At 66.5% G+C, this 20,197-nt stretch carries 17 protein-coding genes; 2 read left to right on the top strand and 15 right to left on the bottom strand.

Going from position 1 to position 20,197, the window contains the following annotated elements:
- Positions 1–33 precede the first annotated feature (33 nt).
- The 15 genes from KXZ72_RS02550 to KXZ72_RS02480 all read right to left on the bottom strand — a co-directional run bounded on the left by KXZ72_RS02550 (position 34) and on the right by KXZ72_RS02480 (position 17,497).
- Positions 34–1,254, bottom strand: coding sequence for a thiolase family protein (locus tag KXZ72_RS02550; protein ID WP_226082171.1), 1,221 nt, complete (start codon positions 1,252–1,254; stop codon positions 34–36).
- Positions 1,244–2,578 (bottom strand): ANL family adenylate-forming protein, encoded by a 1,335-nt coding sequence (locus KXZ72_RS02545; protein ID WP_226082170.1) that lies wholly within the window; start codon positions 2,576–2,578, stop codon positions 1,244–1,246. Before KXZ72_RS02545 ends, KXZ72_RS02550 begins: the two co-directional genes overlap by 11 nt.
- A 319-nt stretch (positions 2,579–2,897) precedes the next feature.
- A complete protein-coding gene (locus KXZ72_RS02540; protein ID WP_226082169.1) occupies positions 2,898–4,985 on the bottom strand; it encodes a leucine-rich repeat domain-containing protein in 2,088 nt (695 codons plus the stop codon).
- Positions 4,986–5,177: 192 nt separating this feature from the next.
- The gene (nusB, locus tag KXZ72_RS02535; RefSeq protein WP_226082168.1) at positions 5,178–5,597 is read right to left on the bottom strand and encodes a transcription antitermination factor NusB; all 420 of its coding nucleotides are present in this window, start codon (positions 5,595–5,597) and stop codon (positions 5,178–5,180) included.
- On the bottom strand, positions 5,597–6,160 hold the full coding sequence (gene efp, locus KXZ72_RS02530; protein WP_226082167.1) for an elongation factor P: 564 nt from the start codon (positions 6,158–6,160) through the stop codon (positions 5,597–5,599). Before efp ends, nusB begins: the two co-directional genes overlap by 1 nt.
- Positions 6,161–6,259: 99 nt before the next feature.
- Positions 6,260–7,348, bottom strand: coding sequence for a 3-dehydroquinate synthase (aroB, locus tag KXZ72_RS02525; RefSeq protein ID WP_226082166.1), 1,089 nt, complete (start codon positions 7,346–7,348; stop codon positions 6,260–6,262).
- Entirely contained in the window at positions 7,345–7,857 is a 513-nt protein-coding gene (locus KXZ72_RS02520) for a shikimate kinase (protein ID WP_226082165.1), read from the bottom strand. Before KXZ72_RS02520 ends, aroB begins: the two co-directional genes overlap by 4 nt.
- A complete protein-coding gene (gene aroC / locus KXZ72_RS02515; RefSeq protein ID WP_226082164.1) occupies positions 7,850–9,073 on the bottom strand; it encodes a chorismate synthase in 1,224 nt (407 codons plus the stop codon). Before aroC ends, KXZ72_RS02520 begins: the two co-directional genes overlap by 8 nt.
- A gap of 84 nt (positions 9,074–9,157) precedes the next feature.
- A complete protein-coding gene (locus KXZ72_RS02510) occupies positions 9,158–10,027 on the bottom strand; it encodes a shikimate dehydrogenase family protein (protein WP_226082163.1) in 870 nt (289 codons plus the stop codon).
- A gap of 7 nt (positions 10,028–10,034) precedes the next feature.
- Positions 10,035–11,321 carry an endolytic transglycosylase MltG gene (gene mltG, locus KXZ72_RS02505; protein ID WP_226082162.1) on the bottom strand — a complete coding sequence of 429 codons (1,287 nt, stop codon included), beginning with the start codon at positions 11,319–11,321 and terminating at the stop codon, positions 10,035–10,037.
- Positions 11,322–11,324: 3 nt separating this feature from the next.
- Positions 11,325–11,807 carry a Holliday junction resolvase RuvX gene (ruvX, locus tag KXZ72_RS02500; RefSeq protein WP_226082161.1) on the bottom strand — a complete coding sequence of 161 codons (483 nt, stop codon included), beginning with the start codon at positions 11,805–11,807 and terminating at the stop codon, positions 11,325–11,327.
- Positions 11,807–14,464, bottom strand: a complete 2,658-nt coding sequence (gene alaS / locus KXZ72_RS02495; protein ID WP_226082160.1) for an alanine--tRNA ligase — start codon at positions 14,462–14,464, stop codon at positions 11,807–11,809. Before alaS ends, ruvX begins: the two co-directional genes overlap by 1 nt.
- 31 nt (positions 14,465–14,495) lie before the next feature.
- Complete coding sequence (locus tag KXZ72_RS02490) at positions 14,496–14,699, bottom strand: hypothetical protein (RefSeq protein ID WP_226082159.1); 204 nt, start codon at positions 14,697–14,699, stop codon at positions 14,496–14,498.
- Positions 14,700–14,879: 180 nt separating this feature from the next.
- Positions 14,880–15,509 (bottom strand): 30S ribosomal protein S4, encoded by a 630-nt coding sequence (rpsD, locus tag KXZ72_RS02485; RefSeq protein ID WP_226082158.1) that lies wholly within the window; start codon positions 15,507–15,509, stop codon positions 14,880–14,882.
- A 437-nt stretch (positions 15,510–15,946) separates the two neighbouring features.
- Entirely contained in the window at positions 15,947–17,497 is a 1,551-nt protein-coding gene (locus KXZ72_RS02480; protein ID WP_226082157.1) for a replication-associated recombination protein A, read from the bottom strand.
- A 160-nt stretch (positions 17,498–17,657) separates the two neighbouring features.
- Here KXZ72_RS02480 and KXZ72_RS02475 point away from each other — a divergent pair, with 160 nt between their 5' ends.
- A complete protein-coding gene (locus tag KXZ72_RS02475) occupies positions 17,658–18,455 on the top strand; it encodes a peptidylprolyl isomerase (protein ID WP_226082156.1) in 798 nt (265 codons plus the stop codon).
- A gap of 113 nt (positions 18,456–18,568) precedes the next feature.
- On the top strand, positions 18,569–19,798 hold the full coding sequence (locus tag KXZ72_RS02470; protein WP_226082155.1) for a DUF349 domain-containing protein: 1,230 nt from the start codon (positions 18,569–18,571) through the stop codon (positions 19,796–19,798).
- Positions 19,799–20,197: the final 399 nt, after the last annotated feature.

Raw genomic sequence — 20,197 nt, 5'->3', positions numbered from 1 at the left:
GCCCGATGCATTGAGAGTCCGGCCCCGCGGGGCCTAGCGAATAACCTCCACGAGGGCGGCGATGCCCATTCCCCCACCCACCGCCACGGCGGCCAGCCCGAGCGTGCCCGCGGGCTCCCCCGAGCGCACCAGGCGGGAGAATAGCCGCACCAGTAGATGCGCCCCGCTGGCGCCCCAGGGGTGCCCGATTGCGAGGGTGCCGCCGGCCGAGTTCACCCGGGGATCCGGCCGCGGGAGCCCGGTGCCCTCGGCAAATTCAACCAGGCCCAGGGCGCGGAGCACGGCGAGGTGTTGGGCGGCGAAGGCCTCCACCAGCTCGATGGCCGCGACCTCGTCCAGGGAAACTCCGGTGCGCCCGCACAGCGCGTGAATCGCGGCCACGGGCCCCAGGCCCGGCAGCGCCGGATCGCAGCCGATACTCACGCTGTCCACGATGCGCAGCCCGGGAATACCACGCCCCGCGGCCCGGGCGCGGAAGGCTTCGGTGACCAGGCTCACCGCGGCCGCGCCGTCCGAGTTTCGGCTGGAATTTCCGGCGGTCACCACGCCGCCGTGCAGCGCCGGGAACCGCGGCAGGAGCGTGGCGATATCGCGCGGGCCGGGATCTTCGCCCAGGAGGGCCTCCGGGTGGTCCACCGCGAGCGGAAGAATTTCGGCGGACCGGAGCGCGGCACCGCGATCCAGCGCGCGCCGATGGCTGTATAGCGCGATCGCATCCACCTGAGCGCGGCTAAAACCATAGCGGCGAGCCAGCTCCTCCGCCGCGGGCCCCATCTCGGGATCGGGGAAGCCGTCCGGGGTGAACGGTGCGCGATCATAGGGCCGATCGTGCAGAATGCGCAGCGGGGCGGTGGAGGCCGATTCGGCGCCCCCGGCCAGGACATAATCGGCGTGGCCGGAGGACAGTGCGGAGGCCGCCGTGAGGATCGCGGCGAGGCCGCTGCCACACTGCCGATCAACGGTCATTCCCGGGACCTCCACGCCCAGGCCCGCGCGCAGGGCGGCGATGCGGGCGAGGTTACCCCCGGGGCCCATGCAGTTGCCCAGGATGACATCATCCGGGGCGGCGTTTTCCGCCCCGCTGCCCACCCCGAGGTCAGCGGTCTGCCGGTGTAGCTCGCGCAGCAGCGGGGCCGCCAGCGCATCTACCGGGACTGTGCGTAACTGGGCACCGCGGGTGGCAAAGGGGGTGCGCAGGGCGGCGATGATCACGGCGTCCCGGGCCGTCGGCGCGGAAAAGGTTCTAGAGGACACTGCGGAAGGCTCCACTCTCGGCGGGGATGGTGGTGGTCGCGGAGGCGGCCCGCGCGGCCACCGCGCCGCGATCCACCTTGCCGGCCAGGGTGCGCGGCAGCGACCCGGTGAGATACCAGCGGCGTGGCCGGTGCGAACTGGTGAGTAACTCCCGGGCGGCGGCGTTCAGCGCGGCGCGGGTGGGCGCCGGGGCGCCGTCTTCCCATTCGATCACCGCGGCTAGCAGCGCGCCAATTCTGGGGGCGGCCACGGCAAATACGATCGCATCGGCGATGCCGGGGAGGGAGCGGAGTGCGGCCTCAACGTCCTCCGGGATCACGGTTGCCGAGGCGGTGAGGATGGCCCCGTCGCCGCGTCCGTGCAGGCGGAGGACGCCGTCGGACTCCAGCGTGGCAAGATCCCCGACGCTCATCCAGGGATGCTCGCGCCCCTCCCGGCGTAGAGCGCCGCCGGCAGTGTCTCCCTCCAGATAGCCCCGGGCGAGATAGGGCGAGGAGACCCATAGTTCCCCGGCGGCCGGGGACGCGCCCTCGGGGCGCGCGGGGTTCGCGCGGATCTGGAGCGCAACATCCGGGAAGGGGCGAAGGCCCGTGCCATCGCTATCGGCGGCGACAAAGGACAGTTCCGCGGCGCCGTAATAGGACACCACCGTGATCCCCAGCCCCTCGGCGCGGGTGCGCAGATGTGAATCCAGGCGGGAGCCGCCAATCATCGCGGCGCGCAGGGAGGAGCGCGCGCCGTTTTCGATGAGTTCCAGCGCGCGGCGCAGTGCCTGTGGCGTGCCGTGCAGGATGGTGGCGGGGTGAAGATCGCCGGCCTCCAACTGGGCGCCGGCGGGCAGTATCAGTGGGTGGGAGCCCTCGAGTGCGTAGATCGCGGCAAAGAGGGCGATCGAGGAGATCAGCGGGGATGCGGCCAAAATCTGGTCCCGTTCCCCCACCGCCAGCAGCGCGTCGATTGCGGCAAACGAGGAGCTCCAGGACCGCGCGTCGCGCAACACCACCCGCGGGGAACCGGTGCTGCCCGAGGTGGAGGTGGCCCAGGCCAGATCGGTGGGCAGCGGCGGTGCCGCGGCGATCCGCTGCGCGAGCGCCGCCCGAAACTGCGGGCCCCAGCGGGGATCTCCCACCAGGACGATCCCCCCGGCTCGTCGCACCGCGAGGGCGCGGCAGAGGGCGCGGACCGGCGAGGGGTCGATGATGAGGTGCACGCGTCCGGGGGCACTGCGGGGATCAACCCGGGCGAGGGATATCAGCCGTTTCAGCTCCGCCGCGTCGTGGAACACCTCGCCGCGGCGCAGCGTGGCGGCGGGGCCACGAGGCATTCTAGCGACCCCCGGCGGCGGGCGATCGGAGCGCGATCATTGCGGCATATACGGCGAGGCTCGCGCGGCCGGGGCTGCCTAAACTCTGCGTGGTCATGGGGGTCCTTGGCTGGTTGATGGCGCACCTGAACGGTGTTCTCCTGAACACCGTTCAGTATGGCGCGGATGGGGCGCCGCGCGCAAATGACACGGCACCACACTTCCCCGCCGGCCGACCGCCAGGCATCTCCGGAATCGGGGTGCACCACTGCCCCGAGCAAACGGCGAGGCCGTGCAGGGGGTACCTGCACGGCCTCGCCGTTCTGCCGCCTCGGGGGTATTAGCCCTCGGTCCCCGCGCGACGCTTGCGAAGAAGGAGAACTCCACCCAGGCCCAGCAGCATCAGCGCGGATACGGCCCACGGGAGAACATTGCCCGCACCGGTAGTCACGAGTGCCCCGCCCGCCTCGCCGGGAACGCTGCCCGTGCCGGGGGCCGGCGCGGGATCGGTGATGGTCGGGGGCAGGGTGGGTGCCGAGGTGGGTGCCACCACGTCCACGGCCACGTCCACCGTGGATACGGGTGTGTGCAGTGCGGTCCCCCGCGCGGTGACCGCCTCCGCGGCGGCGGAGTTGCTGATGAGGGCCGCGGTCAGGTCCGTCGCCCGCACCGCATAGGTGGCCTCACAGGAGAGGGATTCACCCGGCGCCAGGGTGGTGGTGGCCGGGCAGTCCAGGGTCAGTCCGGCGGCGTCTCCGCTGAACTCGGTCTCCATGACCGCAATATTGCGCACGGTGACCAGCCCGGTATTTGTCACGGTGAAGCGATAGCCGATCAGGTCATCGGGTGCACTCACCGAGGCCACATCGGCCTCCTTCAGGAAGGAGAGGCTCGCTGCCTCGGTGGAGCGCACCACCGCGGTGGAGGGGGTCGCGTCCACCCGTGCCGCGGAGGGGTCCAGCGCCGATGCCGAGGCGGTATTGCTCAGCTCGCCGGCATCAATATCGGCCTGCTGCACCACATAGGAGCCCGTGCATACCAGCTCGGCCCCGGGGGCCAGCGTGGTATCGGCGGGGCAGGCAATCGCGGGCGCCGCGCCCGCGCCGCCGAAGGCGTCCTCGGTCACGCTCACGGCGCTCAGCTCGGTCTCGCCCGTGTTCCGAACCGTGAACGTATAGTCCACGTTATCTCCGACCCTGCCCATATCCGCCGACGCGGCAGTCTTCTCGATCGTCAGCCCCGAGACGAGCCGGCGCTCCACGGACTTCTGGGTAATCGTGCCGGAGAATACACCGTAGTTACCGATGCCGGTGTCCTGAGACCAGCGCAGGGTATTGGTGCCCACCTCGGCGAAGCTCCAGGCATTGGCCGCGGCATCAAAGTCGGCCGTGGTGGAGGTCACGGGAACCGCCGAACCATCGATCGTAACCACGGGGTTATCCTGCATCAGCCCCACCTGAATATCCTCCAGCGTCCAGCGCTGGGAGGTAAAACGCACATATTTGGGCGCGGTGATTCCGGCAAGCGAGGCGAGGGACGTGATGCGGTTGCCATCCAGCGTCAGATGCTCGATAAAGGACAGCCGCCCCAGCGGGGAGGGGTCCTCGATCAGGTTATTCGAGAGTTCCACGGTGCGCATCCGGGTGGCGTCCACCAGCGGCGAGAGATCGGTGATCAGGTTATATCGGGCATCCAGCCAGACCAGGCCACTCATCCGGCCCAGCGGCGAGAGATCCGCCACCTTATTGGTTTCAAAGCTCAGCTGCGTGAGTGAGGTGAGCGGAGTCAACGGCGAGAGATCGGTGATCTGATTGGAGGACACGTTGAGATAGCTGGTCAGGTTGACCAGGGAACCCAGCGGGGTAATATCCGTGATTCGGTTCACGCCCAGGTCAAGAAATTCGAGGTCGGTGAGCTGGGCAAGGGGCGTCAGATCGCTGATCGCATTGCCGCGCAGCTGCAAGGATTGCAGGCCCGTGGCGTTGGACAGCAGCGAAAGATCACTCAGGCCGGCGGGCATATAGCTGGCGTCGAGCGAGGTCAGCCGGGGCAGTTCGGAAACCGAGGCATAGCTGGCCAGCGGTGCCCGACTCACCGAGACATCGCTCAGGCGGGCGAGGGGGGCCAGGGGGCTGAGGGTGGTGACCTGCGAGCCGTTGAGGTTTATGCGCTCCAGCGCCGTCAGCTGTTCCACGCCGTCCAGGGTGGAGGCTGTTTCACAGCTCAGGGTGGTGATTGCTGCGGCATCATCCAGGGGAATCGGATCGCCGCCGGCCAACCCCAGTGTGCCGGCCACACAGCCGGCGAGTCCGGAATCGCCAAAGACCGCGCGATCTCCAGGGGCGGCCTGGGCGGTGGACAGGGAAAATATTGCGAGCAGCGGCGCGGTGAGCGCCACCGCCGCGATCATCGAGAGGGGCTTTTTCATGCGCTGGGTACCGTTTCGCGAGGCGATTAATGGGGAATTACGGGTGGTTTAAAAAGAATAATTTCCCGATACCCGCGCAGGTGGTAATCCTGTCGCAAAATAGACCCTGCCCGGCGCACGCCCGGGCGCAAACAAAAGGGGCGGGTGATATTCGCTGTGGAATATCACCCGCCCCGGGGACGTGCTCAAACGCTAGACCGCGGCGTTAGCCTGGGCGATCTTGGCCAGCAGGCCGTTCACAAAACCCGAGGAGTCGTCAGTGGAAAACTCCTTGGCGGCCTCGACGGCCTCGTCGATGGCCACGGCGGTGGGCACCTCGTCGTTAAAGAGCATCTCCCAGACGCCGATGCGCAGGATTGCGCGATCCACGACCGGCATCCGCGCGAGGCTCCAGCCCTGCGAATAGGTTTCGATCTGCTCGTCGATTTCCTCGGAGTGATCCATCACGCCGTCCACGATTTCCCGGGCATAAAGCCAGGACGCCTCGCGGGCGGGTTCGCTCGCGGCGCGCTTGGCCTCGGCCTGAAGGGCCTCGGGGAGGGTCTGCTCGCGCAGATCCGCGCCGTAGAGGATATCCAGGGCGCGTTTGCGGGCCTTACTGCGTGCGCTCACTAGTCGTTTACGCGCGCGAGGTAGTCACCCGTGCGGGTGTCCACCTTGACCTTGGTGCCGGTCTCGAGGAACAGGGGAACCTGGATCTCGTAGCCGGTCTCGATCGTGGCGGGCTTGGTGCCGCCGGTGGAGCGGTCGCCCTGCAGGCCCGGGTCGGTGTGCGTGATGGTCATCACTACCGAGGCGGGGAGCTCCACATACAGCGGGTTGCCGTTATTCAGGGCGATGGTCACGGCCTGGTTTTCGAGCAGGAAGTTCACGGCATCGCCCACGACGGCGGCGGGAACGTTGATCTGGTCGTAGTCCTCGGTGTCCATGAATACGAAGGCATCGCCATCGGCATACAGGTAGGTGAAGTCGCGACGATCGACGTTCTCGGTCTCGATCTTGGCTCCGGCGTTATACGTCTTGTCCACGGTCTTGCCCGTGACGACGTTTTTCATCTTGGTGCGCACAAACGCACCACCCTTGCCGGGCTTGACGTGCTGGAACTCGATTACGGTCCAGAGCTGTCCGTCGATCTTGAGGACAACGCCGTTCTTAATGTCAGCGGTAGATGCCATGAAAAGCGGTTTCCGTTCAGTGGTAAAAAATTGCGGTCGGATGCGACCTGCTGGTCAAGCTTACTCGGTAGCCCGGTCCCGGGCCAAAAATCGGGCGGGTTAGGAGCCGATTTCCTGATATGCGGCGAAGAGCAGGGCCGTCTCGGGCGCGGTTAACACGCTGGGCTTGCCGATATCGTCCAGAACGATGAAGCGCAGCATTCCCGAGCGTGTCTTTTTATCGCGCTGCATCGTGGCGAGCAGGGTATTCCAGCGGCCCACGGGATATTCGGTGGGCAGATCCAGCGAGTCGAGGATGCGGCGCGTGCGATCCACGGCGTCATCACCGAGCCGCCCGGCCAGGCGCGAAAGCTCCGCGGCAAACATCATGCCCACGGCCACCGCCGCACCGTGGCGCCACTGATAGCGCTCGGCGTGCTCGATTGCGTGGCCCAGGGTATGCCCGTAGTTCAGGATCTCGCGCAGGCCCGCCTCGCGGAAATCCTCCCCCACCACGCGTGCCTTCATGTCGATGGACAGCTCGATCACGCGGCGGAACTCGGGCGTGGTCGGATCGGTGGCCGCCGCGACATCGGACTCGATAATGTCGAGGATCTCGGGATAATAAATAAACCCGGCCTTCACGATCTCCGCAAAGCCGGTCAGGATCTCGTTGCGCGGGAGCGTGTCCAGCACCTCCAGATCGGCAAATACGGCGGTGGGTGCGTGGAATACCCCCACGAGGTTTTTTCCCTCATTGGTGTTAATTCCGGTTTTACCCCCCACGGAGGCATCCACCATGCCCAGCACGCTGGTGGGCAGCTGGATCAGCGAGACCCCGCGCAGCCAGGTCGCGGCCACAAACCCGGCCAGGTCGGTGATCGCTCCCCCGCCGAAGCCGATGATCGCATCGCTGCGGGCAAAATCGGCCTGGCCGAGGATCTGCCAGCAGAACGCTGCCACCTCCACGCGCTTGGCGTTTTCGGCATCGGGCACCTCCGCGAGCAGCACCTGATAGCGGTCGGCGAGGCTCTCGCGCAGCGCGGCCGCGCGGGCTCCCATCGCGGGCGGGTGCACAATCAGCACCTTTTGTACGTCATCCGCGAGTGCATCCGGGATCCCCGAATAGATATCGCGTCCGATAGTCACGTCATAATCGCCCTGCGGCGAGGTCACGGGGATGGTGGTCACGGTGCGCTTCTCGGTCACGAGTTCTCCTTAGCCCAGGCCAGAATATCCTCGCCGAGGCGCGTGATCGGCCCCACCGAGGTATCAAAAATCACGTCGGCGACCTCTTCGTAGAGGGGCCGGCGTGCCTCAAAAATGCGTCCCCATGCGGAGGGGTCATCGCGCAGCAGCGGGCGCTCGTCCACGTTGATGCGGGCGAGCACCGCCTTCTCGGTGACCGTGAGATAAATCACGGCCACATCGGCGAGCTGCGCGCGCGTATCGGGATGCAGGACCGCGCCGCCGCCGAGGGATACCACGGCGTTTTCGCGCAGCGCCCGCTCCACGGCCGCGCGTTCCAGCTCGCGGAAGCCCTCCTCGCCGTGCCGGGCAAAGAGGTCGTTAATCCGACCGTGCTCGGCCACGATGCGATGATCGGTATCCACAAACGGGCGACCCAGGGCGCGCGCGAGGCGCTTGCCCACCTTGGTCTTGCCCGCTCCCATGGGGCCAATCAGGGCCACCGTGCGCGGCAGCCCCGCGCTACTCACCGGAAACGGCAAGCTCGGGATTGGAGGCGGCCGCGGTGCGCAGGTTCTCGGCGATATGTGCGAGATAGCCGTCAAAATTGCGCTTGGTCTCGCCGATCGAGTCGCCGCCGAATTTTTCCAGCACGGAATTGGCCAGCACGAGGGCCACCATGGCCTCGGCCACAACGCCCGCCGCGGGAACCGCACAGACATCGGAGCGCTGGTGGTGGGCGCCCGAGGCCTCGCCGGTGGCCACGTCCACGGTGCGCAGCGAGTGCGGGACCGTGGCGATGGGCTTCATGGCGGCGCGCACGCGCAGGACCGTTCCGGTGCTCATGCCACCCTCGGTGCCGCCGGCCTTATCGCTCGAGCGCACGATCACGCCGTCCTCGATAAAAAGCTCGTCATGCGCGGCCGAACCGCGGCGGCGCGCGGTCAGGAAACCGTCGCCGATCTCCACACCCTTAATGGCCTGAATGCCCATGATGGCCTGCGCCAGCTGGGCGTCGAGGCGACGATCCCAGTGCACATGCGAGCCGAGCCCGGGGGGAAGGTTATAGGCCAAAACCTCAACAACACCGCCCACGGTATCGCCGTTTTTCTTGGTATCGTCCACCTCCTCGACCATGCGAGCGGAGGTTTCCGGATCGAAGCAGCGCAGCGGATCGGCATCCAGGGCGTCCACATCGCCGGGCAGCGGCAGCGCGGCATCCTCGGGCACACTCACGGGGCCGATGGACAGCGTATGGCTGACCAGCTCGATGCCCAGCTCGGACAGGAACGAGCGGGCCACCGCGCCGAGCGCGACGCGGGCCGCGGTCTCGCGGGCACTCGCGCGCTCCAGGATCGGGCGGGCCTCGTCAAAATCGTATTTCTGCATGCCCACCAGATCGGCGTGGCCGGGGCGCGGGCGGGTCAGCGGGGCGCTGCGGCCGCGCGACATTTCCGTGGTCTCCACGGGCTCGGGGCTCATTACCTCAACCCATTTGGGCCACTCGGTATTGCCGATGCGCAGGGCCACCGGGCCTCCCAGCGTGGAGCCGTGGCGCACGCCGCCGGAGATATTCAGCTCATCCACCTCAAACTTCATCCGCGAACCGCGGCCATAGCCGAGCTTGCGGCGGGCCAGATCGGCGCGGATGGCGTCCATGGAGACGGGAACGCCCGCGGGCATTCCCTCGACGATTGCAATCAGTTCCGGGCCGTGAGACTCTCCGGCGGTAAGCCAACGAAGCATGGCACCTATCTTTCCATAGTCGCGGGTCGGCTGCCGACACCGCAAAATTGTGCGGGGGATAAATCTGGGGTGGATCCGGGGCGGCTAGCGGGTGGCGGGCGCCGGGAGGCCCACCGAGGCGAGCATGGCCGCGAGGATCCGGGGTTCATCGGGGAGAACGGCGGAGGGATCGCCCCCGACGAAAATTCGCACCTGAACCAGGGCCTGATGCACCAGCATCTCGAGCCCACTGACCACCGTACCGTGTGCGGGGGCCCACTCGCGCGCGAGTGAGCTGGGCCACGGCGCATAGGCCACGTCAAAGAGCGGGGCGGATGCGCGCAGTTCCTCGGGGAAAACGATTCCGGGTTGCGCGTCCCCCGGGAGCGTTGAGACGATCAGCGCGGTATCGGGCCGAGGAAGATAGTCGGCAAACGCCGCCACGCTCGCGTCCAGGCCAAGCTCCCGGGCCAGGCCCGCGGTATCGGCGGCGCGGCCGGGCGTGCGCACCAGCAGGCGCACCGAGGTGATGCCCAGTTCGGCGCAGGCCAGCAGGGCGCTGGCAGCGGTGGCTCCCCCGCCCAGAATCTCGGCATGGCCGCGCCCGGGCCCGGCCAGGGGAATCGGCCCGCGGGCGGCGCGAATCGCGTTCACGATCCCCGCCACATCGGTGTTATAGCCGTGCAGGATCCGGCGGCCGTTCAGATATTCACAGCGCAGGGTATTAACCGCCCCCGTGATCCGCGCGGGTTCATCATGCGTATCCGCCGCTGCATGGGCGGCACCCTTAAGCGGCATCGTGAGCGAGAGGCCGCGCCAGGACTCGTCGAGTTCGGCGAGGATTCCGGGCAGCTGTTCCGCGAGCACCTCGCGGCGCGAATACTCCCAGTCCAGCCCCAGCAGGCCATAGGCGGTGGCATGCAGGAGCGGGGACCGGGAGTGCTCGATGGGCGAACCAAATACGGCGAGCCTCATGGCGGGGTTAGCAGCCCTTTCCGGGGTTGGCGCTGCACCAGGCGCGCAGCTGTGCCACGGCCTTCTCATGCTCGGCGTCCGTGGTGTTAAACACGGTCTCGCCGGTGTCCAAATCCACCGTGACAAAAAACAGCCAGTCGCCGGGCTCGGGGTTCATCGCGGCCTCGATGGCGCGGTCGCCGGGGTTGGCGATCGGCCCCACGGGCAGCCCCTGGCGCTCATAGGTATTCCAGTCGTTCTTTTCGCGCAGCGATTCGGCGCTGGACCAGACCGAGCCATCGGCCTGCCCCGTGCCGTACTGGGCGGTGGAGTCCATCTGCAGCTTCATATCCACCGCGAGGCGGTTTTCAATCACGCGCGCAACCTTCGGGAAGTCCTGAGGCTGGCGGGCCTCGCGCTCCACGATCGACGCAAACGTGAGAATGCGCTCGTATTGATCGGCGGGAACACCGGCATCGTTCAGGGCCTTCACGGTGCGGTCCACCATGATCTGGAGCGCCTCGTGCGGGGTGCTCTTATCCGGGAACGTATAGGTGGCGGGGAAGAGCCAGCCCTCAAGCGAGGGGGCATCGGCGGGCAGGCCAAAATCGGCGGGATTGGCGGCCGCGGCCTCCATCTCCTCAAGCGAGACATCGATTGCGCTGGCCACATTGGGAAGGATCGTGCGGCCGGTCTCGCCCTCGCGCACAAGCACGCCGCCCTGGAGCCGGTTGCCCGGGTTCAGCAGGGCCGTGAGTGCGGACTCGGCGCTCATCTTGGTGCGCAGCGAGTAGAGGCCCGGGTGGAATACCGGTTCCTCGGGCGTAGAAAGCAGCAGGCGATAAAACGCGTCCACCGAGGCGGTCACGCCCGCGGCATGCAGCGAACGGGCCACGGCGGTGCCGTCATCTCCCTCGGCGATCGAGACGGTGACCTGTCCCTCGCCGGAACCCTGATAGTCCTCGGGCGCGGCATTGGAGAATTTCTCGATCAGCTGCGGCATAAACGAGTTCCAGGTGATCGTCACGGCGGTCCCCAGACCCACCACCACGAGGATGCTGATCAGGGTCACGATCAGTGCCCGGCGGCGGCGGCGCGGCTTCACGGCCACGGTGGCGTTTTGCTCGAGCGCCGCCTCGGCCTCGGCGCGGCGCTGGGCGCGGGACTCGGCGATAACCGCGCGCTCCCGGGCCTCGCGCCGCGACGTGGGCGGCGGGAGATCGGGCTCGGGTTCCGCCGCGGGCGGGGCAACGCGGGGAAGCTCGCCGGTGAGGGCGGCAAATGCCTCGTCCAGCGGATCGTTCTGCTCGGGCACCGGTTAGGCTCCTTCGTCAATGGTCAGCAGCTCACCCGGGGGAACACCGCGGCCACGCTCGGTGTCGAGTGCGTGCTGAAGAATGATTACGGCCGCCACCTGATCAATCACGGAGCGGGACTTTTTTTGCGATTTTCCGGCGCTGCGCATCGCCGAGTGCGCCGTCACGGTGGACAGGCGCTCATCCACGAGCCGCACGGGGATCGGGGTGGTTGCGGCCAGCTGCGCGGCAAAAGCGCGCGCATCGGCGGTCGAGGGTGTCTCCGCGCCGGAAAGCGAGAGCGGCAGGCCGATCACGATTTCCACCGGCGAGAGCTCCGCCAGATGGCCGCAAATCGTGGTGATATCGGAGCCGTCCTCCGCGCGCGCCACGGTCTCGATCGGGGTCGCCAGGAGCCCGTCGCGATCCGAGCGCGCGACACCGATGCGGGCCTTGCCCACATCGATGCCCACGCGAACGCCCGGCCGGAAACCCGTCTGGACCACTAACGCCCGATCTGCTCGGTAATGGCGGCCAGTGCCGCCGGGATCGCCTCGGGGTTTGACCCGCCACCCTGGGCGAGGTCGGGCTTGCCGCCCCCGCCGCCACCGAGTACACCGCTGGCAATCTTCACGAGTGCCCCCGCGGCGATACCGGCATCGCGTGCGGCCTGGTTGGTGCCCACGATCACCAGCGGGCGACCGGCGACCGTGGCGGTCAGGGCGGTCACGGCGGCATCGGCGCCGAGGCGCTCGCGCACCCCGGTCACGAGGGCGCGCAGGTCGTCTCCCGAGCCGAGCTCGCCGACGTTCTGTGCCACCACGCGGATATTGCCCAGCAGCGCCGCCTTCTCGACAAGACCCGGGATCTTCTCGGATAGCGCCTGGGATTCAAACGCCGCGATCTTCTTCTCGGCGTTCTTGAGGTTATTCACCAGCTCCTGGATCTTCTCCGGCAGCTGCTCGCGCGGCGTCTTCAGCGCACCCGTGAGCTGGGAGACCAGGGCGCGCTCGGCGGAGAGTTCGCGGAAGGCCTCGCGGCCCACCATGGCCTCCACGCGGCGGTTGCTGGAGCCCACGGAGGACTCGCTGACGAGGCTCACCAGGCCGATCTCGGAGGAGCGACCCACGTGGGTTCCGGCGCACAGCTCGCGCGACCAGGGGCCGTTGATATCCACCATGCGCACGGTGGAGCCGTATTTTTCGCCAAAGAGGGCCATCGCGCCGAGCTTCTTGGCCTCGTCGATGGGCATCTCGCGGGTGACCACCTCGAAGTTATCGCGGATCGCGTTATTGGCGATCTCCTCGATCTCGGTTTTTGTCTCGGTGGACAGTGCCTGGTTCCAGGAGAAGTCCAGGCGCATATAGCCGGCCTTATTATACGAACCCGACTGGTGGGCGTTTTCGCCGAGGGTCTGGCGCAGCGCCGCGTGAATCAGGTGTGTGCTGGAGTGAGCCTGGGCGGCACCGAGGCGATAATCGGCGTCAACCACGGTGGTGGCCTCATCGCCCACGGCGAGGGTGCCCTGGTCGATCTTCACGGTGTGGCTGATCAGGCCCTTCACGGGCTTCTGCACGTCAAGAACATCGGCCTCAAAGCCCGCCCCGATGATGCGTCCGTTATCGGAGTCCTGGCCACCGGATTCGGCGTAGAGCGTGGTCTCGGCGAGGATCACCTCGGCGGTCTGGCCGGCGCTGGCGGCGGGTACGGACACGCCGTCCACGATCACACCCAGCACGCGGGTGCCGGTGATCAGCTCGTCATAGCCGCGGAAGACCGTCTCGCCCCCGGCGCGGAACGCGCTATAAACCGAGAGATCGGCGAGGTGGCCCTTTTTGCTCTTGGCATCGGCCTTGGCGCGGGTGCGCTGCTCCAGCATCATGCTGTCAAACGCACCACGATCCACGCGGAGACCCGCCTCCTCGGCGATTTCCAGCGTGAGGTCGATCGGGAATCCGAAGGTATCGTGCAGCAGGAAGGCGGTCTTGCCGTTCAGGGTGACTCCGCCGGCCTGCTTGGTGCTGGTCACGGCGGCATCGAGGATCTCGGTTCCGCCGGCGAGGGTGCGCAGGAAGGTATCCTCCTCGCCAAAGGCGATGCGCGAGAGCCGCGGATAATCCTCGGCCACCTCGGGATAGGAGTGCTTCATCGCATCGCGCGATGCGGCAAAAAGCTCTGGGAAGGTGGCACCCTCCACGCCGAGCAGGCGCATTGCGCGCACCACGCGGCGCATCAGGCGGCGCAGGATATAGCCGCGGCCCTCGTTGGAGGGCGTCACGCCATCGGAGAGCAGCATCAGCGAGGAGCGCACGTGATCGGCGATGACGCGCAGGCGCACGTCGTCCTCGTGATTGGCGCCATAGGCGCGGCCCGAGAGCTCGGCGGCGCGGTCCAGGACCGGGCGCACCTCGTCGATCTCGTACATATTCTCAACACCCTGCTTAATGAAGGCCACACGCTCGAGGCCCATGCCGGTGTCGATATTCTTCTTGGGCAGCTCGCCGAGGATCGTGAAATCGGTTTTGCTCTTTACATCACCGATCAGATACTGCATGAACACGAGGTTCCAGATTTCCACATAGCGGTCGTCGTCGGTGGCGGGGCCGCCGTCGATGCCATATGCGGGGCCGCGATCGAAGAAAATCTCGGAGCACGGGCCGGCGGGGCCGGGCTGGCCGGTGGACCAGTAGTTGGTATCGGCGTCGAGGCGCTGGATGCGCTCCTCGGGCAGGCCGGCGATCTCGGTCCAATAGCCGATGGACTCGTCGTCGTCCTTATATACGGTGACCCAGAGATCCTTGGGGTCAAAGCCGAGGCAGCCGGACTCCTCGGAGCCGGTGAGGAACTCCCAGGCGAAGCCGATGGCTTCCTTCTTGAAATAATCGCCGAAGGAGAAGTTGCCGTTCATCTGGAAGAACGTGCCGTGCCGCGGGGTCTTCCCCACCTCTTCGATATCCGAGGTGCGAATGCACTTCTGCACGCTCGTGGCGCGGTCAAACGGCGCGGGAATCAGCCCGGTGAAATAGGGCACAAACGGAACCATGCCGGCCACGGTGAACATCAGCGTCGGGTCATCACTGACCAGCGAGGCGGAGGGGACGACGGTGTGGCCGCGCTCGGCAAAGAAGTTGAGCCAGCGCTTGCGGATTTCAGCGGTTTTCATGATTCCGTTCTACTGTCGGGGTGACCGACTACTACTTGGTGGAAAGTTCTTCGGCGGTATCGCCCTGAAGCTCGGCTTCGCGTTCCTTATAGGCATCGGCGACGGTATCGCCAAATTCACGCATGCGGCCGTCGAGCTCGGCGAAGAAGCGCTTACCGCGCGTGGTCTTATTAATCTCGTGGGCGACGATAAAACCGCCGGCGATACCGACGATCAAAAAGAAAAGGTTTTTCACTGGATTCTCCCGTGGGCTTAGGTGTTGGCAGCCATTCCATAATCCTAGTCGGAGCGCATGCCCCGGCGGTGATTCGGGGCGTGCGTCGCGTGCATATCGGATGAGATTCGGGGCAAATACCCGGCCGGTACGCAAAACGGGGCCACGGTAAACCGTGGCCCCGAATGTGTTAAGGACTACTTAGCGAGCCGCGTAGTACTCAACAACCAGCTGTACTTCACAGGTCACGGGGACCTCGGCACGCTTGGGCTTGCGCTCCAGGCGGGCCTGCAGCTTGTCAATCTCGACGTCCAGGTAGGCCGGAACCTTGGGGAGAACATCCTGGTGTGCGCCTGCGGCGGCAACCTGGAAGACCTCGAGGCCCTCGGACTTCGGCTTGACGTGCATGGTCTGTCCCGGCTTAACGCGGAAGGACGGACGGTCAACGAGCTGGCCATCAACCAGAATGTGACGGTGCACAATCAGCTGACGAGCCTGAGCGGTGGTGCGGGCGAACCCGGCACGAACGATCAGAGCGTCGAGACGCACCTCGAGGAGCTCTACGAGGTTCTCACCGGTCAGACCGGAAGTACGACGAGCCTCTTCGAAGGCGATCTTGAGCTGCTTCTCGCGGATGCCATACTGGGCGCGCAGACGCTGCTTCTCCCGGAGACGAACTGCATAGTCGGAGTCAGCCTTACGCTTGCTACGACCGTGCTCGCCGGGTGCGTAGGGACGCTTCTCGAGGTACTTGGCGGCCTTCGGAGTGAGGGGGATGCCAAGTGCGCGCGAGAGGCGCGTCTTGCTACGGGTACGTGACTTAGTAGACACGGTTTCCTTTCGATGAAAATTCCATAAACAGATTTTTTCGGGCACGGGTGTGCCAAAAAAAGAGTTAGAGGGAGTGACCAGGGCGGTTCGGCTACAGAACCCATCCCGTCGAAACCAATTCTTTGCGCAGCCGTACGTTAAGAATGGATCTAGGTCGTCCATAAGGTTAGCACGCCCCGGGCCCGCGCCACACCATGCGGCGCCCGCAATTTCGGGAAATTTTGGCGGGAGCGGGGCGCGCGGGGCCCCCGGGGTTGGCGGGGCGGTATCGGCGCGGTATCGGCACGGTGTCGGGAGCGCACCGGCAACCCCGAATCTTGCTATTTGCCGCGCACGATCCGCATGATCTTACTCAGCCGCGAGCGCAGGTCGCGCTCATTGCCGTGCCGGGCGAAACCGGCGCGGTGGCGGGAGCGCACCGACGGCCCCGAATATTGCTATTTGCCGCGCACGATCCGCATGATCTTACTCAGCCGCGAACGCAGGTCGCGCTCATTGCCGTGTGGGGTCGGGCGGTAGTACACGCGGTCCACCAGCTCATCGGGCAGATACTGTTGCGCGAGCACACCCAGTTCGGCATCGTGCGGATATTTATATCCCTGACCGTGCCCCAGGCGCTTGGCCCCGGCATAGTGGGCATCGCGGATGGGCTTGGGCACACGCCCAAAATCGCCCGCCCGCACATCGGCGATGGCGGCGTCGATGGCAAGATAGGCCGCATTGGACTTGGCGGCGGTGGCCAGATAGATCACGGCCTCGGAGAGGGGAATGCGCCCCTCGGGCATGCCGATAAAGGCCACGGCATCGGCCGCGGCATTGGCAATGACCAGCGCCTGCGGATCGGCGAGGCCCACGTCCTCGGCGGCGGAGATGATGATGCGCCGGGCGATGAAGCGCGGGTCTTCGCCGGCCTCGATCATGCGCGCCAGATAGTGCAGCGCGGCGTCAACATCGGAGCCGCGGATGGATTTAATAAAGGCGCTGATGACGTCGTAGTGCTCATCGCCGTTGCGGTCATAGCGCAGCAGTGCGCGGTCCACGGCGGAGCCCACGATCTCGGCGGTGATGATGGGTTTATTCTCGGGGTTATGGATCGCCTCGGCGACGGGAACCTCCGCGGCCTCCCCCGCTACGGCCGTTTCTTCGCCGGCCGCTTCTTCCCCGGTTTCCTCTGCCGCGGGCTCCGCGGAGAGGTGCTCGCCCTCTTCGGGGTCTTCCTCCTCGGCGTCCTCGGCGGCGAGGGCACCAAAATCGAGCACACCCTCCTCGGCGGCGGGATCGGCCCCGCCCGAGGCCGAGAGCATCTGCAGGGAATCGGCGGAGACCGAGGCCGCCTCCAGCGCAGTGAGGGCGCGGCGGGCGTCACCCGAGGCCAGGCGAATGATGGCCGCCCGGGCATCGGCCGTGAGGATGAAGCGATCGCCCAGGCCGCGGCGATCCACCACGGCCCGGTCGATCAGCACACCGAGATCCTCATCGGAGAGCTGTTCCAGGGTGAGCAGGAGCGAGCGCGAGAGCAGCGGGGAGATCACGGAAAACGAGGGATTCTCGGTGGTGGCCGCCACCAGAATGACCCAGCCGTTTTCCACCCCGGGCAGCAGGGCATCCTGTTGCGCCTTGGTGAAGCGGTGGATCTCGTCGAGGAACAGCACGGTGGAGAGGCCATAAAGATCGCGGCTGGTCATGGCCTCGGACATGACCTCGCGCACGTCCTTCACCCCGGCGGTCACGGCGGAGAGCTCCACAAAGCGGCGGCCCGAGCTATGAGCGATGGTCTGCGCGATGGTGGTTTTGCCGGTGCCCGGGGGACCCCAGAGAATCACTGAGACCGAGCCCTTATCTCCGGAATTGGAGTGCGCGAGGCTCACCAGGGGCGAGCCGGGGCGCAGCAGATGGCGCTGGCCGGCCACCTCATCAAGCGTGCGCGGACGCATGCGCACCGCGAGGGGAACGCTGCCGGAATGCAATCCGGTGGAGGAGGAGGCCATAACCCCAGGGTACCGGGAACCGCCGACGGCCGACGAAATCGGTCGCACTCCCCCGCGGCGGTGGCCCAAAGCGCCCCCGCGCCCCTAAGATCGAGTCCGGAACTATTTACCGGGTGCGCCGCACCCGGTCAGACAACTGGATTATCCGAGAGGAAGCCCCGTGGCTGCCCATAAGAATGAGGACCGCGCCGCGCGCGAGGCCCGCGACCGCCTGCGCGCATATCAGGCACGTCAGTCCGTTCACGCCCATGACGTGCGTCGCCGCAAGCGGGATAACTGGATCGCCGCGGGGGTCATTGTGGTCCTGGTGGGTGCCGCGATCGGCATCCAGCTGGCCGTGAACCCGCTTGCGCCCTCGCCCGAGGCCGGCCCCAGCCCCTCGCCCTCCCCGAGCGATTCCTCCGCGGTACCCAGCAAGGACCTGGCCGAGGACCGCACCTGGACCGGCGATATGGTGATTAACGGCGATGCCCTCGGCGTGGAGCTGGACGGCGCCGCGGCACCGCAGGCGGTGTCCTCGTTCCTCTCGCTCTCCCAGAACGATTTTTATAATGACCTTTCGTGCCACCGCCTGGTGAATAACCCCGGCACGGACGGCGCGGCCGGCTTCCACGTGCTGCAGTGTGGCGACCCCGCGGGAAACGGCACCGGTGGACCCGGCTATAGCTTTGGCCCGATCGAGAACGCCCCCGAGGACGAGTTTTATCCCGCCGGCACCATCGCGATGGCCCGGAGCGGAAACGATGCCGCAAGTAACGGCAGCCAGTTTTTCATCGTATTTGCCGATACCCGGATCCCCAATGACCAGGCCGGCGGCTATACCGTGATGGGCAAGATCACAACCGGACTGGACGCGCTGAACGCAAATGTCACCGGAATGGAGACCACAACGTCGGCGGATGGGGCGACCGACGTCCCCGTGTCCCCGATTACCATTGAATCCATTACCCTGAAATAAAACTCCCCGTCCGGTTCGGCTATTGGGTTCCCCAGTCCGACCCGGGCATACTAGGCTTATCGAGAATTCTCGACTCGCGATTATTAGCGAAAAAAATCAGCAAGGTGAGGCACGTGTCAACTTCCGAACAGCAACCGTGGGGTCGAGTAGACGATTCCGGTACCGTTTTCGTCCGTGAGGGCGAGCAGTGGCGCGAGGTTGGTCAATATCCCGACGGCACCGCCGAAGAGGCCCTGGCCTATTTCGAGCGCAAATACACCGATCTGGCCGGCCAGGTCACCCTGCTGGAGCAGCGCGCCAAGCGCGGTGCCCCCGCGGCCGATATCAAGAAGGCCGTGGCCAAGCTCCGCGAGGAGCTCACCGAGGCCAAGGCCGTGGGCGACCTCGAGGCCCTCGTGGCCCGTGTGGGTGTGCTCGACGAGGCCGTGGGTGAGCTCACCGAGCAGCAGAGCGAGGCCGCCAAGGCCGAACTGGATCAGGCCATCGCCGACCGCACGGTCATCGTGCTTCAGGCCGAGACCATCGCCGCCCAGGACCCCGCCAAGACGCAGTGGAAGCAGTCCACCGAGCAGATGGCCGAGCTCTTTGCCGCCTGGCAGAAGCACCAGCAGGACGGCCCGAAGCTCGCCAAGAACGTCGCCAACGACCTCTGGAAGCGCTTCCGTTCCGCCCGCTCCACCGTGGACGCCAACCGTCGCGCGTTTTTTGCCGACCTGGATGCCGTGCATAAGGAGGCCCGCACCAAGAAGCAGGCCCTGATCGCCGAGGCCGAGGCCCTGATCCCCCGCGGCGCGGAGGCCACCACGGCCTACCGCAAGCTGCTGGATGACTGGAAGCTCTCGGGTCGCGCCGGCAAGCGTCAGGACGACGCCCTGTGGGCCAAGTTTAAGGCCGCCGGAGACGCCATCTACCAGGCCAAGGCCGAGGTGGACGCCCTGGATGACGCCGAGTATCAGGCCAACCTGGAGAAGAAGCTGGCTCTCCTGGAGGAGGCCAAGCCGCTGCTCGAGGTCGAGGATCGTGAGCAGCTGCGTTCGGGTCTGCTGAATATTCAGCGCCAGTGGGACGAGATCGGTAAGGTCCCCCGCGATAAGATCCGCACGGTCGAGGATGGCCTGCGCGCCATCGAGACCCGCCTGCGCAAGATGGACGACGAATTCTGGGCCAAGAACAACCCGGAGACCAAGGCCCGCACCGAGGGTCTTGCCGGTCAGCTCAACGAGGCCATCGCCAAGCTTGAGAGCGAGCTTGCCGCGGCCCAGGCCACCGGCGATGCCAAGAAGATCGCCAAGGCCACCGAGGCCCTTGAGGCCCGCAAGGCGTGGTTGAACGTTCTCGGATAGTCCGTCCCTTCGCAGGACACCAGGGTGCCGCCGATTCCTCCGGGAATCGGCGGCACCTTTGTTTTGGGCGGGGCTGGGCGCGGGCGTGTGCGGGGTATTTATGCCTCGGGATGCGGGGGTCTCGGGACCGGTAGTGCCCCGGGGCAGACGTGGTGCCGAACTTATCCCCCGGGGTGATCGGTGCTGGAATTATCCACAGGAGCGGAGAATTTTAACCGCGGCGCGGGGGTGGAGACGAGGCTTGGTTTATGACCTCAATTCCACATCCTCCCTCGCCGGATGCGTTTCCGCCGGCCATGCCACCCCCGGGGGCGTCTTCCCCTCCCTCGGACGCACCTCAGCCGCGCGTGTGCCGCCCCTCGGGCAAAAGCTCGGTGTGTGGCCTGCCGTGTGACTCAA

Origin of the sequence: Mycetocola spongiae, assembly GCF_020424085.1 — a bacterium.
In the GTDB taxonomy this organism is placed as follows: Bacteria; Actinomycetota; Actinomycetes; order Actinomycetales; family Microbacteriaceae; genus Mycetocola; species Mycetocola spongiae.
This window is presented reverse-complemented; position numbering and strand designations above follow the sequence as displayed.

What these genes read in the sequence shown, in the direction of transcription:
- KXZ72_RS02545 (WP_226082170.1), bottom strand. Translation starts at nt 2,578, where the DNA reads ATGCCTCGTGGCCCCGCCGCCACGCTGCGCCGCGGCGAGGTGTTCCAC.
- KXZ72_RS02540 (WP_226082169.1), bottom strand. Translation starts at nt 4,985, where the DNA reads ATGAAAAAGCCCCTCTCGATGATCGCGGCGGTGGCGCTCACCGCGCCG.
- efp (WP_226082167.1), bottom strand. Translation starts at nt 6,160, where the DNA reads ATGGCATCTACCGCTGACATTAAGAACGGCGTTGTCCTCAAGATCGAC.
- aroC (WP_226082164.1), bottom strand. Translation starts at nt 9,073, where the DNA reads ATGCTTCGTTGGCTTACCGCCGGAGAGTCTCACGGCCCGGAACTGATT.
- KXZ72_RS02510 (WP_226082163.1), bottom strand. Translation starts at nt 10,027, where the DNA reads ATGAGGCTCGCCGTATTTGGTTCGCCCATCGAGCACTCCCGGTCCCCG.
- alaS (WP_226082160.1), bottom strand. Translation starts at nt 14,464, where the DNA reads ATGAAAACCGCTGAAATCCGCAAGCGCTGGCTCAACTTCTTTGCCGAG.
- KXZ72_RS02480 (WP_226082157.1), bottom strand. Translation starts at nt 17,497, where the DNA reads ATGGCCTCCTCCTCCACCGGATTGCATTCCGGCAGCGTTCCCCTCGCG.